The organism is Serratia bockelmannii, from assembly GCF_008011855.1.
Lineage (GTDB): Bacteria > Pseudomonadota > Gammaproteobacteria > Enterobacterales > Enterobacteriaceae > Serratia > Serratia bockelmannii.
In genome coordinates this window covers 77413-90746 of the sequence record NZ_VOUX01000024.1, presented here as the reverse complement: position 1 = coordinate 90746, position 13334 = coordinate 77413, and the positions used below count along the sequence as shown (strand labels likewise).

General features: G+C 53.5%; 17 protein-coding genes. All 17 read right to left on the bottom strand.

The window, feature by feature from the left end:
- Window positions 1-609 precede the first annotated feature (609 nt).
- The 17 genes from FOT55_RS12990 to FOT55_RS12910 all read right to left on the bottom strand — a co-directional run bounded on the left by FOT55_RS12990 (window position 610) and on the right by FOT55_RS12910 (window position 13232).
- Complete coding sequence (locus FOT55_RS12990) at window positions 610-963, bottom strand: hypothetical protein (protein WP_141174045.1); 354 nt, start codon at window positions 961-963, stop codon at window positions 610-612.
- A gap of 14 nt (window positions 964-977) precedes the next feature.
- On the bottom strand, window positions 978-1451 hold the full coding sequence (locus FOT55_RS12985) for a hypothetical protein (protein ID WP_141174044.1): 474 nt from the start codon (window positions 1449-1451) through the stop codon (window positions 978-980).
- Between the two features lie 58 nt (window positions 1452-1509).
- Window positions 1510-1797: a type II toxin-antitoxin system RelE family toxin gene (locus FOT55_RS12980; protein ID WP_004929861.1), complete on the bottom strand. Its 288-nt coding sequence runs from the start codon at window positions 1795-1797 to the stop codon at window positions 1510-1512.
- Window positions 1794-2045 (bottom strand): type II toxin-antitoxin system Phd/YefM family antitoxin, encoded by a 252-nt coding sequence (locus FOT55_RS12975; RefSeq protein WP_147823538.1) that lies wholly within the window; start codon window positions 2043-2045, stop codon window positions 1794-1796. Before FOT55_RS12975 ends, FOT55_RS12980 begins: the two co-directional genes overlap by 4 nt.
- Window positions 2046-2140: 95 nt before the next feature.
- Window positions 2141-2581 (bottom strand): dehydrogenase, encoded by a 441-nt coding sequence (locus FOT55_RS12970; RefSeq protein WP_147823537.1) that lies wholly within the window; start codon window positions 2579-2581, stop codon window positions 2141-2143.
- Between the two features lie 518 nt (window positions 2582-3099).
- Window positions 3100-3864 (bottom strand): plasmid SOS inhibition protein A, encoded by a 765-nt coding sequence (locus FOT55_RS12965; protein WP_147823536.1) that lies wholly within the window; start codon window positions 3862-3864, stop codon window positions 3100-3102.
- Complete coding sequence (gene psiB, locus FOT55_RS12960; RefSeq protein ID WP_128884961.1) at window positions 3861-4325, bottom strand: conjugation system SOS inhibitor PsiB; 465 nt, start codon at window positions 4323-4325, stop codon at window positions 3861-3863. Before psiB ends, FOT55_RS12965 begins: the two co-directional genes overlap by 4 nt.
- A gap of 42 nt (window positions 4326-4367) precedes the next feature.
- Entirely contained in the window at window positions 4368-6416 is a 2049-nt protein-coding gene (locus FOT55_RS12955) for a ParB/RepB/Spo0J family partition protein (RefSeq protein WP_128884960.1), read from the bottom strand.
- Window positions 6417-6934: 518 nt separating this feature from the next.
- Window positions 6935-7438: an antirestriction protein gene (locus FOT55_RS12950; RefSeq protein WP_128884959.1), complete on the bottom strand. Its 504-nt coding sequence runs from the start codon at window positions 7436-7438 to the stop codon at window positions 6935-6937.
- 349 nt (window positions 7439-7787) lie between these two features.
- Window positions 7788-8024 carry a hypothetical protein gene (locus tag FOT55_RS12945; protein WP_128884958.1) on the bottom strand — a complete coding sequence of 79 codons (237 nt, stop codon included), beginning with the start codon at window positions 8022-8024 and terminating at the stop codon, window positions 7788-7790.
- 54 nt (window positions 8025-8078) lie between these two features.
- Window positions 8079-8483: a DUF1281 family ferredoxin-like fold protein gene (locus FOT55_RS12940; RefSeq protein ID WP_128884957.1), complete on the bottom strand. Its 405-nt coding sequence runs from the start codon at window positions 8481-8483 to the stop codon at window positions 8079-8081.
- A 352-nt stretch (window positions 8484-8835) separates the two neighbouring features.
- Window positions 8836-9393 (bottom strand): helix-turn-helix domain-containing protein, encoded by a 558-nt coding sequence (locus tag FOT55_RS25535; protein WP_222706555.1) that lies wholly within the window; start codon window positions 9391-9393, stop codon window positions 8836-8838.
- A 79-nt stretch (window positions 9394-9472) separates the two neighbouring features.
- A complete protein-coding gene (locus FOT55_RS12930; protein WP_128884951.1) occupies window positions 9473-9877 on the bottom strand; it encodes a plasmid partitioning/stability family protein in 405 nt (134 codons plus the stop codon).
- 2 nt (window positions 9878-9879) lie between these two features.
- Window positions 9880-10854, bottom strand: a complete 975-nt coding sequence (parM, locus tag FOT55_RS12925; protein ID WP_128884950.1) for a plasmid segregation protein ParM domain-containing protein — start codon at window positions 10852-10854, stop codon at window positions 9880-9882.
- A 258-nt stretch (window positions 10855-11112) separates the two neighbouring features.
- A complete protein-coding gene (locus FOT55_RS12920; protein ID WP_128884949.1) occupies window positions 11113-11454 on the bottom strand; it encodes a DUF3085 domain-containing protein in 342 nt (113 codons plus the stop codon).
- Window positions 11455-11500: 46 nt separating this feature from the next.
- Window positions 11501-12004, bottom strand: a complete 504-nt coding sequence (locus FOT55_RS12915) for a hypothetical protein (protein WP_128884948.1) — start codon at window positions 12002-12004, stop codon at window positions 11501-11503.
- A gap of 457 nt (window positions 12005-12461) precedes the next feature.
- On the bottom strand, window positions 12462-13232 hold the full coding sequence (locus tag FOT55_RS12910; RefSeq protein WP_128885024.1) for an N-6 DNA methylase: 771 nt from the start codon (window positions 13230-13232) through the stop codon (window positions 12462-12464).
- Window positions 13233-13334: the final 102 nt, after the last annotated feature.

The following is a 13334-nucleotide window of genomic DNA, read 5'->3' as shown; positions in this document are numbered from 1 at the left end:
CTTCTTTCTGGTGTATTCCCCTTTTGGCTTTCGCCGGCGCGGGGAGCCTGGCGCCGTGACAACAAGACCGAGACGGGGTATCAGCTGACGGTACAAGGGCGGCGCCGCAGGCCGCAGCGCAAGCGACCAAACGACCGCAGGGAGGAAGGGAGTGCGAACGGGTGAGGACGCCGGCAACGCGTACCCTTGTGCCGGCGGCGCCCCGGCTCAGCGTCTGTCACGGGGACAGTCTCTCTGCGCGGATGCCGGGCCTGAGGGGATACACCAGAAAGTGCCAGGCCTTTAGCCTGGCTGCCTTAGCGAACGGCCGCATTAGCGGCCGGGCAGTGAGAGCGGCGCCGGCATCGCCGGCTGCAAGCGCTAGTCTTTGATGTTGCAGTTGGCTTTCAGACCATAGCCGACTGGCCCGAAACCGCAACGCGGGTTCGGCGAGACTTGGCGACCGCAGGCGGGCGGCTAGTCGAGTTGGGCTGATGGCTGGACGCGTGCGGCCAGACACCGGAGGAAGCTCATAGCTTAATTTTAATGCATCTGCCTGTACGACAGTAAATTCTCGTTATTAACCCAGAGTTTCTAAGCTGCCTGTTCGGCAGTGTAAATGTTATATATTCACTTTTGGTAATAGCGTTTCCAGCGTTCAAAGTCAGAACCCCGCAAATCTGTTGGGTATCCCTTACTCCTGAACCACTCCGAAAACTCCTTAGCAAGCGCTTTATATTCGTCTTTCATTGATGCGTGAACATATCCACCTGAAAGACACTTTTCTATAAATGTCAATTGTCGCGAAGAAGGTGAATAAACAACCTTCCTTTCTTCTCTTCTAGTTTCAAATACAGGCTTATCCAATCTGTTTTGAAATTCGGTCATGGCGCGCGTTATCAGCTCTGTCAGCTCAGAATCACTCAGCGCGGAAAAGTCGATATTTGAGTATTCATGTTTAATGGTAAAGACATTATTTCCCACTCTTTACCTCCCTATCAGAAGTCATTGATGAAAATCTCTCCAGACCCGCCGGAGGCACTCTCTCTGCGCTCCGCCTCCAGACAATCATAGACATACTGTACCGCCAACGTGAGCGTCAGCTTATCTTCAACTTCAGCCAGGAATTCCTCAGCGGTAGCCCCCTCTTTTTTCACTGGCAACGTCATATAGCAAAGCACCGCCGTATGCTCATCCCCTTCTTCGCCCTTCAGGCAAACGGGAACCTCTCTTTCCTCCAGAGCAAGCTCCCCGGATGCCTGGGCGAATGTGTAGTTAACATAGGCTTCCGTGTTCCCAACCTCGGGACTTTCATACTTTTCGCGCGTCCAGTACTGGCGAGTTGTCTCACCAATGAAAAGCCGGCGAGAGCCTGTTGTGGCATGGAAGGCACATTTGCCGGGCTGCAGGTATTTCGCCGCGGGCAACTTGCCAGGGAGCAGCTCGAAAATCTCGGCTCTGATCGTCTTCATTTCCGTTCCTTTTCTATCCGCAGTGAGATTAATGCAGGCCAAATGCCTGCATGGTTTTTTATTTAAGACGTTCACTGGCCAGCTGGTACACATCGCCGCGCTCACGTTTGCCGACGGCAACCACCGCGATAATCAGGCAATCGTCGATCACTTCGTAAACCAGACGAAACCCCGAGGCGCGCAGCTTGATTTTGTAACACCCCGGCATCCCCCGCAGTTTTGCTGAAGGAATATGCGGGTTCTCGCAGCATTTTTTCAGTTTTTTGGCGAACTGCTGCTGCAGCGCTTTGTCCAGCTTGCCCCACTCTTTCAGAGCCGACTCACGAAATTTGACCGTATACGTCATGCGAACTGATCCAGATCGATATCAACCAGCGCTTCGCTACGGCGCTCATTGACCAATCTCAGCAGCTCCTGATCATCGAGGGCATCGAGCATTTGCTCATAGAGCACCGCCGGCACACAATAAAATGCCGGCTGATTGCGGTTCAGTATGGCCACCGGAAAACCGGCACCGGCGCTAACGGTTTCCATTGGGTTTTTCTTCAGCTCGCTGATGCTCGCACTTGTGTCACTCAGAATGATATTTGGCATGGTATCCTCGACTTAATATGACCGCTTAACAGGTCTTATCATACCATCAAAAAGACCTGTTAACAGGTCTTTTTGATAAAATATCATCCAGCTGGTCAGTTGTACGAGTGCTCCACCGCCATCTCTTGCGCCAGTCTGTAACGTGCATGCTCCCAGGCGCGCTGACCGATTTCCCCGAAGTCACGCTGTGCAACCCGTTGCCCTCTGACCCAGTATTGGATCATTTCGTAGGCAACTCGCGGTTTGTCCGGCTGCTTATAATCAGCCCCGCAGCTTTGGACAAGCTCAGTCATCCTGCCGAAAATCACATAGAGCGCCTGCTCCAGCTCGTCGGGTGACGTGCTGCTTTGCGCATACAGGTCATTCAGGTCATCTAAATAGCAAAACTCCATTTCCAATGCTCGAACGGCGGCGGGATATTGCACGCCGGGCTTTTCCCACGGATCTGGGGCCTCTGGTTCGCACATTCCTGCCTTTTCACATATCTCGGCAGATTCTGCAGCGGCGGTTTTGACGTTGACGTTATCGGGGTTCATTCTGCTCTATTCCTCTTGTGATTCCATATCTCAGCGAGTTCTTTGCGGCATAGGGCCGAGTTGCGACAGGCCCGGAGAAAAACAAGGGCGCCGCTTGCGGCGTGGCTTGCCAGAACCTTGTTTTTTGAACGGAATGGCGCTACGAATAGCCCTCCGCAAAAACTCTCAGAGAGATGGCCACAGGGAATTGATGAGGATGAACACCCTCGGCACGGCGGAACGACGGGTCGCCCTTAGCGATCGCCGCCCTAGGGGCGATCAGTGGGAGCGGCGCCGGCATAGCCGGCTGCAAGCGTAGGTTGTCGATCTTGATTTTGGCTTTCAGACCTTAGCCTACTGGCCCGAAACCGCAACGCGGGTTCGGCGAGACTTGCTGACCGCGTGCGGATTGCTAGTCGAGTAGGGCTGATGGCGGGTCGCGAGCGGCCTGCCACCGGAGGAAGCTCCAGCATCCGTGGTCTGCCTGACATACCAATAACAAAAAGGCGCCACTTGGCGCCTTCTCAGTTTATTGTTTCTTAGGACAAATTTAACTCAGAATCTATTGCAGCTTCCCCTGCAGCAAGCCTTAACTTATTTGGAATGAGCAGTGCATTAAATAGTCGTTCTGTCTCAGAAATATCAGCATCTGCTCGCGTCAATCGTTCCATCACGCTCCACAATGCGTCGCTCTTGTAATGCTGCAACCCCCTGCCTGCCATACTGGGGAATCTTTCTACCCATGTCAGAACGCTTTCAACCAGATCGTCTTCAAATATGTCCTGCTTGCTCCAACGTGCATACCATGTCCCAAGGGTGCTCGGCGTTGAAAACGCCAGCTCGACTTCTGCCTGCGCTAACTGGTTTTGGTAGCGTCGGCGCTTTTGCTGTTCTTCACGAGAACGCCGCCGTTCCTGTCGCTCATACTGCATATCCCACTGCCGTTCGCGGCGCTCACGGCAAAGGACATCGTAAGCCGGGAACAGCTTGCCAGCGACATCCCCAGCAAGCGGCAGCGGGCTGTACTGTCCACCGCTTTCGATCAGTCTGTCCAATGCCGCTACATAATGCGCGATGTTTGCACCGCCCCGTTCATTAGGAAAATAATTGGATGAAATCAGGCGAATGTCGTTTGCTAAAACCTGCACCCGCCCATTGTTCAACACTTTAAAAAAGGCTTTGGCATACGGGAATTCAGCGAGCCGCTTGCCCTGCTCCTTCTTGCGCTCGACCAATGCCACGGCATGGACGGCGGCATGCTGATATTCGTTTATCGGCACCAGTGCGCGGCTGTTCGGGATCATACGCACAGCCCTCCCATCCGTAGAGCGGCGGCCAGCTGCGCTGACTGGTTAAACCCGTGCCGGTAGTAATCACCGACAGTCTCCAACACCTTGTTGACCGTCTCCGGGTCAAAATTCTCCGCAGTATGTAACCAGGCGACACGATTTCCCTGGTCAGCCTGATTTGTTGATTCCTGGAATGGTAGAAAGGCTGACCATTCCGGCACTTCACTCCCAGCACTGCACAGGTAAATGGCCAGATTGTCATCCCCTGTTGGACTGATACGACAAACAACAGGCACCTGCCCGCAAAACTCGCTGGCCTCTTCCGCAATGGCGTTCCACCCATCCGGCAGCGCCAGTTGGCCGAGAACAACGTTGTTCAACTGACGACGCGCCTCCCTGCCCCGGTCACGATACTGCTCCAGCTCAAAGGCACTCATTACGGCTAACTGCGCAAGGCTTAATTTTTGGTTTTTCATAATGTTTGTTCTGCCGCCCGAGGGCGGCAGCTCCTTTGTCAGTTAGGCGGCAGCGCTGTCGTCAGCGTCAGTATCATTGGCGTTTGTAGAACTGGCCGTAGCATTAGCCCGGTTTTCCGTATCGGCCTGCGGCTGCGGTGCCATGCAGCTCGGCAACCAACCGGTTTCGCTCAGCACCGCCGCGGCGAACTCAGCGGCATCTTTACGTTTCATGCCCTCGGCATCTTTGGCCTTCCCGGTTTCACCGGCGCTATTGAGAGCATCAACGATCTGGTCTTTGCCAATCCGCGAAAAATAGTTGTCACTCGTCGGCTTCCACCATTCCCCGATCTGGAAATCGAGGGCTTTTTCTACCGAATCCAGCTTGGTGCCAACCCGCTTATCCTTGAGATAACTGTCTCGGCCATCGAGGCCGTGGGAAACGCAGTATGCCAACAACCGGAGAACATCACCCTGTGGCCACGCCAGCAGCCACTCAAAGCTTTCGCTCCAATTTTCAGGAAATTGGTTCAACCAGCTCTCATGCATCTCGTTAAGTTTCAGGTTAGCGATACCATTCACGCTGCCAGCCTCTTCTGACTGGGATAAGCAGCCGCTGCGCATGCTTTCTACAGAGGTGTGCAACACATAGAAATATCCCGCGTCGAACACCCGCCGTGCCAGCGTGAACGTATGGAGTGCAATCGCGACGTTGGTGTTCTGCGCCAGCGCCGCAGATACTGCCAAAGTACGTTCGGCGGACAAACTTGCCACCAATACTTGGGAAAGCCCTTTTTCTGACGGTGGGGTGTTCTTCTTGATTTCTTCGCGGTTGGCTTTTTCTTGTTGCTTGATGTCTTCCACTTTCATCAAGCCGCGTTGGATTTGGATCTGGCCATCTTTCAGGTAAGCGACTACGCCCGCCGTCGCACGAACTTCCGGCGACCACTTATTGATCTCGGCGGCGTCGTTGATCTCGTTGATGCGCGCCTCAATTTGCTCAACGCGCGGCGCATGTTCCCATTCTTCGTCTGCATCGAGTCCAGCAGTATCAAACATGTCATCCAGCAGTTCTTGCTCGGTGAGCAGCTGATCCATCTCTGTCTGCAATTCGTCGCTCAATTTCGCCTGAACAAAAAGGATCTCGAAGGTCTTTTCGTCTCCGTTATAACTCCGCACCTCTCGACTGCGGCCAACCGCCCATGCCCACCCTTCATTTTTCGCCACTTCATCTGCCGCAGCCTGCAGCTTGGCCATAGCCAACGTCTCCAGCATCAGCGGATTTGTCAGGATGACGCTTTCAGCAAACAGATCTTCTCGAGTTTCCCCCCCTGCAGCCTGATAGGCTTCCAGTCCGACAAATTCAACGATATGGCTGTCTGCCGCCGACACTTCATCGTTCAACACAGCTTCGCGTAACGCCTTCGGTTTGCGGAGGTTCGCGTAATAGCTGCTCTTTTCCCATGCCTGAAGCTGGCGCTGGTGATCATCCGTCGCGCCCAACGCCGCCAGCTGGTCAAAATTGATTTGATTCTTTTTCAGCAGCTCCAGCAGCGCAGGGGCTACGGTTGTCAACTTAAGGCATTTTTTAACATGCAGGGTACTGAAGCCGAGGATGGCGCCGATTTGCTCAGGGGGCGTTCCTTTCATCGCCAACAAACGGATATTTTCGAGCTGATCGGCAGGTTGCAGGTTGGTGCGGCGCACGTTCTCCGCGACAGAAATCGCATAGGCGTCCTGTTGATCGACGACTAAAACAGGAACGATAAACTCCGGCGTTACCGGGACGCCAGCAGCTGAACGCCCTTGCACCATCAACAAATCCATCCCAAGACGGCGGGTCTCACCGGCGTCCACACCGTATCGGCCATCCGCCATGCGGTGAACGACGAGATTCTGCAACAGACCCGTGGCCTCGATGCTGGTTGCCATCTCCTCAATATCTTCCTCAGAGCGAGGGGTAATACGCGCATTCTGATCCGAAAAAGTCAGCTCTTTGAGCATGAGATTTTTACGCTCGGCCTTGGCCAGCGCGGCTTCGACAAACTTCGCCGCCGCGTTTTTCTTCGGCTCTGCTTTGTTAGCTTTTGGTTTAGTTATGGTCTTTGGCATGGTTAACTCCTCCATCAGTAATGAATTTCATCCAGCGGTAGGCCAATCCGGCTTCTTTCTGGTGTATTCCCCTTTTGGCTTTCACCGGCGTGGGGAGCCTGGCGCCGTGACAACAAGACCGAGACGGGGTACCAGCTGACGGTACAAGGGCGGCGCCGCAGGCCGCAGCGCAAGCGAACGGACGACCGCAGGGAGGAAGGGAGTGCGAACGGGTGAGGACGCCGGCAACGCGTACCCTTGTGCCGGCGGCGCCCCGGCTCAGCGTCTGTCACGGGGACAGTCTCTCTGCGCGGATGCCGGGCCTGAGGGGATACACCAGAAAGTGCCAGGCCTTTAGCCTGGCTGCCTTAGCGAACGGCCGCATTAGCGGGCGGGCAGTGAAAGCGGCGCCGGCGAAGCCGGCTGCAAGCGACCGATCGTTGGTTTTTAGCGACTCAACGTCGCTAAAAACCAAACGCGCGCAACGTCGATACATCACACGTGGAGGAGATATCCGGGCTACTCGCCCGGATAAATTATTAATCGATGGCTTGGAATATCAGCGACTTTTCAGGGTGTTGAATGATACTGATGTAATCTTTAAGCGCATCTTGGCGCTCGATTAATCGTTGACAGGTCAGCGCATAATCTTTCCCCAGTTCTGAAGCTTTCCAGGAAAGGTGATTCAAAACAAAAAGCGTTGCGATGATCCCTGCAGCATCCGCCGAAACATCAGCATCGAAGTAATTACCCGGAATAGTTAAACGATAAACCCCATCCGCTGGCGCGATGTAACCGGTTGGGTGGTTAATAATCATGTCAGCCCATGGCCCGACTCGGCCGGTGAGCCCTACTGGAACCTCATAAAAATTCCACATTCCCCCATCGTAATTGCTGTGTCTGCTTAAAAAGTTGATGGCCAAGCGTTCACCTACCGGCGTGGCGAATAATTGAGGTACAAAAGCTAAACGGCGACGCGGATCGGTAATTTCAATTCTGCTCACTTCTGTTGCTGGCTGGGTGGCGTTTACTGCAGTATTCATACTTCATTCTCCGGCTTCACTTATGGTGCACTTTTTCTCGCTCTTGCACAGAGCGGGGAGCACGTTGCTGTGACACCAGACCGCCACGTTCCATTGGGGACGACAGCAAGGGCGATGTCGGAAGCCGCAGCGCAAACGACCGCAGGGAGTGCGAACGGGTGAGGACAGCGGGCGCCAGCTTTCCCTTGTTGTCGTACCGGAACGGGGCAGCGTCCGTCACAGCATAAGTGAACGCCGCGGCACAAGATGCCAGGAAAAGTGCGCCATGAAGCCGTTGTAACGGTTTTCCTTAACGGCCGCCCATGGCGGCCAGTGGATGCGGCGCCGGTCATAGACCGGCTGCAAGCTATCACTCTTGAACTTTTACAATATCAATCGCGTTCTGCAGCACGTCCCAGTTGATGCCAATATTGGCATCATGATTGTCATGGACAACCTCCATCGCCAGCTCAATATCGTCAGCCGTCAACGTTGCATCCAACGCGAGAAAATCATCATCCAGCCAAAAACTGGCCACGCACAGCGCGTCATTGGGATAACGGTTTAGCCGGGCAATAAGCCCTGCGATAGTCATTTTTGCAAGCATCCTAATATTCCGTATTATTCAGTTAAGCGCCCTGTCAGGAGCGCGAGAAAATCGTTAACCACCGTAATCTGGTACATTCCCCAAGACATACTCCGGGCCTACAACCTCGGCATATCCGTATTCGTCCAGATCGTCTGACCATTCAATATCGTCACTGGCACTATCTATATATTCGCCACTTGAATAGACGTGATACCCGCAAAAACCCTCCCCCTCCTCGCAAAACGTGTGGCAAATATGGCAGGAGAAACGCTTACTCAGACTGCGGATCTCGGAACCTTCAGGGGGAGCCCACCGGGTATGAAAATCCAGCTGTATTTCACCGTCGAACTCCACTAATGCAACATCAACATCGCTGAAAAAACTGTCACTTCCTTCGCAATGTGAAAATTCGGCCAAAGCGGTAAGTTGATCAGGCGTCCCAGTCACGATAAGGCGGTTTGCACACCAATTCGGCATAATTCTTCTCCAGTCAGGTTGTCGGATATCGGCTTGCGCCGTAGCCAAAACACAGACGTGCGGAAAGCGGAGAATGCAGGGGCCATACCGCAAGCCGCATGCGCAAGCGAGCGAACGACAGCAGGGAGAGAGTGAGTGCGAACGGGTGAGGATATGGGCAACGCGTACCCTTGCAGGCGCAGCGGCACGGCTACGTTCGGGCTACGGCGTAAGCCCAGGCGACGACATACCATTTAGATCCCCGCCCGCAGGGCGGAAAAAATGCAAATCGCAGAAGTTGAAGTCAGAGATGGGGCCCCGGCAAGGCCGGGGATCCTTTGAGTGGCCAGAATTGGCCACCATAAACAGTGTGTTATTTCACTTCAATATTAACCAGTTGCTCCAGAACCTGCAGTAACCTGGCTGACGGATAGGTTGCCCAGACCGGCAACAACGTTATCAGCGTAACAGCCTGTGCGGCCAACATCAGTCGACGCGGCAAAACCCCTTGCTCATAGTTCTTGACGGTCCGAAGCGAAACCCCAAGATAATCCGCGGTCTGCTTTTGCGTCCAACCCAGCGCCCCTCGCCATGCCTTCATACCTGCTGAAGGCATAATAAGCGATACCACGCCCCTGGACTGAGGTGTAGTCTGATCGTGGCGCGTTAGCGCCTGCAGTTGCAAAACGATTTGCGGTTGCTCCATTCGACGCAAATCGGGTAACAAGCGGACCAGCATCAGTGTCTGGATCCCCAGGCGAGCTGTTCGGGACACGCCACTATTTTCATAGGTCCGATAAGTCCGTTCTGACACCCCCAGAGCATTGGCGGCATCCTCTTGCCGCCAATGGCTCCCCAGGCGCAGCGAACGCGCCTCAGACAGCGAAAAGTATTGGCCGGCGCGCCATAATCTCAACTCAAAAACATCCATGCATTGCCCCCTTAAAAAACAGGCAATTTTTGCACCCTAAACGAGACAAAAATGCAGACAAACCGGCAATAATTGCCCCTTAGAGCAATTTATCCAATTTCTTGCGAGCCTCATCCAGGGGCCCCAATTCGCTACGCTGCTGTACAGGTTCAACCGGATCCACCAATCGACAATTATCACCAGACAACGCCATAACCACGTCGCGGATCGCGGCCATTTCGGGTCTCCAGCCTGTTGTTTGACTGACCAGGTTGACCAGCTGCTCGCTGGTCAACTGGCCGTTATACATCGTGGCCAACAATACTGGTAATCGTGAATCGAGCTGATGTAATGCCGCCGTTGTGATGATGGCATTACGCAGAAAATCCCCGCGCACTCGCTGCGAAATGGATTCAACCACATTCAGAGCTTGGCGATCTGCCTCGCAGTCCAGCTGCAAATAGCTGGTAAATTTTCGGCGGGTATCACTGCTGTTTTCGCTCACGGTTATCCCTCTTGTTTATACAATGCCATTTCACTCGCCAGCGCCATTTGCGGGTTTTCGACCAACGTTATACGTTCCGCCGACAGTTTCCAGGCTTTTCTTACGGCGGATTCTATCAGCGGAGCGCCCCCACCGACCAGCCAAACCCGGTTAACGTGGCGGAATCGCGCCAGTTCGTTCACTACACGATCGCCAAGCCGGGTGATACCGTGCTCTATCGCGGCGATAACGTCATCAACACGGGAAGCATCATTTATCAGCTGTGACAAAAAGGCCCGATCGTGACGACGCTGGATCACCGTATCCGCCACATAGGCGCTCGTATCGCTGTCCGCCATACGCAGCGCCGTCAGCGCGGCCTGCGTCACCATAGAAACACCCAGGGTAGGATTACCGTGGATCGCCGTCACATCGTCGAATTGCCCGACGATCACCCCGGCATCAAGCGTTGTGCCACCCAAATCGATAACCAGGGACGTTTCCAGCGGCCCAACATTCTCCTGGACCAAGTGAGAAAACACCGCCGGTAGGGATTCAGGCATCACTTCAACTGCTGTCACCGTAAAAGCGTCTCCTTTATTCAACGTCACAGGTCGAAGCAGGTTGTCGATTTTTCGCTGAATATTGACTGTGTTTTTCTGACAGTCATCGGTATAGAACTCGCTGATTGGCAATGTGACAGTCAGCTTAACCGATTGTGGCTCAATGCCACTGTTTAGCAAGGCATGGTGAACCGCGAGCAGATTGGTATCACCGTACTGATACTCAATATTGGTCGTGCTGATCGCCTGCTGGCTAACATCGTCAAAGGTGTACTTCAGGCCATCAACGGAATAGTTGTACGTCCGACGGCTGCCGATGCCGTCGATTTTCCATCCTGGACGGAAAGAATTAGGCGATAGGGTCGTATGTAAATTCCCCGCCATATACCAGGCCAGCTTCACATTGGTAGAACCATCATCACAGCAAATATGCATTTCACAACCCTTTAGTTACTCAATTTGAGTATCATTATAAGTAAATCAGAGAGCGCATCAAGCTATAGTTTCTCAAAATGAGTAATTTAAATAACTCAATATGAGTTTATTGGTTGCTAACTTTCGTTGTTACGCATCAAACTGAGTCACTTTATTATTGAAGAGTTCCCGCCACAGGCCCCCTTGATGCTCAATATGAGTATCAAGGGGGCTTTGCCACACCGCGGAACTATCACCAATGCGAACCGGGCGTCGCTTTTAACCCACAGACGTCATACAGAACTCGGTTTGTGTAATGAGAAACTCAAGATAACCTTGTTTCTCCAGCAGATGATCAAAGGTCGGGTCGTCCGACGGGAGACGCTCCATAAAGTCGTCACCGCCACATAATCGGCAGGCTTCATCAAATACGTCTCTACTGTCACGGGTCGTCGGATCCAACCCTTCCGCATAGGCCAATAACCGCTTTCCTTTGGCATGCGATGCCGCCATCAAATACACCCCCTCATCCTTGACCAACAGCACATCACTCCCCTGTTGACGCGCATGTGTGATCACCTCAATTGTCTTTTTACCCTTAAAATAAATCTTATTATTCATATTGATACCATAATTAGATAGGGCGGCAGGCGCACCGCCCTAATGATTACTTGTAGATTTCGGCGATGACGGCGGCCAGTGCATTAGCTTTCGGTAACGATTCAAGACGGGTATTCATCATGACCAGTTCAGTCGCAAGTAAGCGTGCCGATACGCTGATGTGTTGATCAGGTTGCTTACGGCTGTTTAGGAACGACAGCAGTGCGAAGGCCGCATGAGGATGACAAATCACCTCCTCTGAAAACTCGGTAATTTCAGCGTCAAAATGGCCCATGGCGGTGAGTAATACAGACTGCCGCCATAATGGAAAATCGGCATAAAATCCAGCCATGTGCAGGCGGTGCCCCAAGTGGAATAAATCGGCCATTAAATCAGCGAAAATCGACGTGACGTCGCGTTCATCACCCGGACATCTAGCCAAGAAAGCCAACACAGCCTCCGCTGCCAATGAAATGCGGGCCAAATTGTCCTCCGTGCGCTCGTCCTGCAGCGGATTGCCCTGTTTGCTAACAGCCAGCTCGGCCAACATCTCTTTCAGTGATTTCGTCATAAACCCTCCCGTTACGACTTCTTTCTGGTGTATTCCCCTTTTGGCTTTCGCCGGCGCGGGGAGCCTGGCGCCGTGACAACAAGACCGAGACGGGGTATCAGCTGACGGTACAAGGGCGGCGCCGCAGGCCGCAGCGCAAGCGACCAAACGACCGCAGGGAGGAAGGGAGTGCGAACGGGTGAGGACGCCGGCAACGCGTACCCTTGTGCCGGCGGCGCCCCGGCTCAGCGTCTGTCACGGGGACAGTCTCTCTGCGCGGATGCCGGGCCTGAGGGGATGCACCAGAAAGTGCCAGGCCTTTAGCCTGGCTGCCTTAGCGAACGGCCGCACAAGCGGCCGGGCAGTGAAAGCGGCGCCGGCATCGCCGGCTGCAAGCGACCGATCGTTGGTTTTTGGCGACTCAACGTCGCCGGAAACCAATAGCAAAAAGGGGAGAATTGTCTCCCCTTCCCTAAAACTAAACCGCTTGCAGCACTTTTTGGAATCGAGTTGCGATATCAAGCAAGCGAAGTTTCTCACCCCATCCATTAATGTAATAAATCGGCGTATGGCGAACCTTCGACATACTCATGGATAAGGTATTGCCGGTATAAACTGTTGCAGGCAACCCCAATAATGCGAGCTGTACAAAACACATATCGGCGGCCATCGGATCGATATCAGTACAACGAATATACAACTGCTGCTGCGGGTTATAGCCTTGCGTTAACAAGTGCTCGGCCACAGCGATCACCATCCCTCCCGATCCGCTGGCCGGCTCATCCAACGTAATAAACGGTCGCTGTTTCAGCTCGTTAACGTGTTCTCCGATTGTCAGCCTTGCCATCAAGCGCGAAAGTTCAAGCGGCGTGAAAAACTGCCCCATTGATGCGGCGCCGAATTCCAGTTCCATGAATACCCCCCCCAACAGGTCATGCATTCCAGCTTCCAACGCATCAACCAGGAAACAGAACAAATGGTGCATCTTTTCTAAATCGGCAGCCTCATACCGTTTACAAATCTGCATTGCCTCTTCCCTCCCCTCCTCCGATCGCACGCGTGCCAGGTCAAGTTCATTAGAAGCCAGCCGAATAAAGTCACGGAAAACATCGAGGCGCCGATGGTAAGTAGCAACGCACGAGAACGTTTTGATAAATAGTTTCCTGGCTTCACTGGGCGTGGTTCTTGATTCATTTTTCACTGGCGCTTCAGTTGTCAGCAAAGCATCGAAGGAAAGTTGGTTGTTCACGGTGTTGTCTCCCTATGGAGGCGAGAACCCATTTCTCGCCATAGCGCAAGAACTAGCCACGCCGGCAAGGGATGAGGCAGGTACGGCTGCTGAAGCCGCATG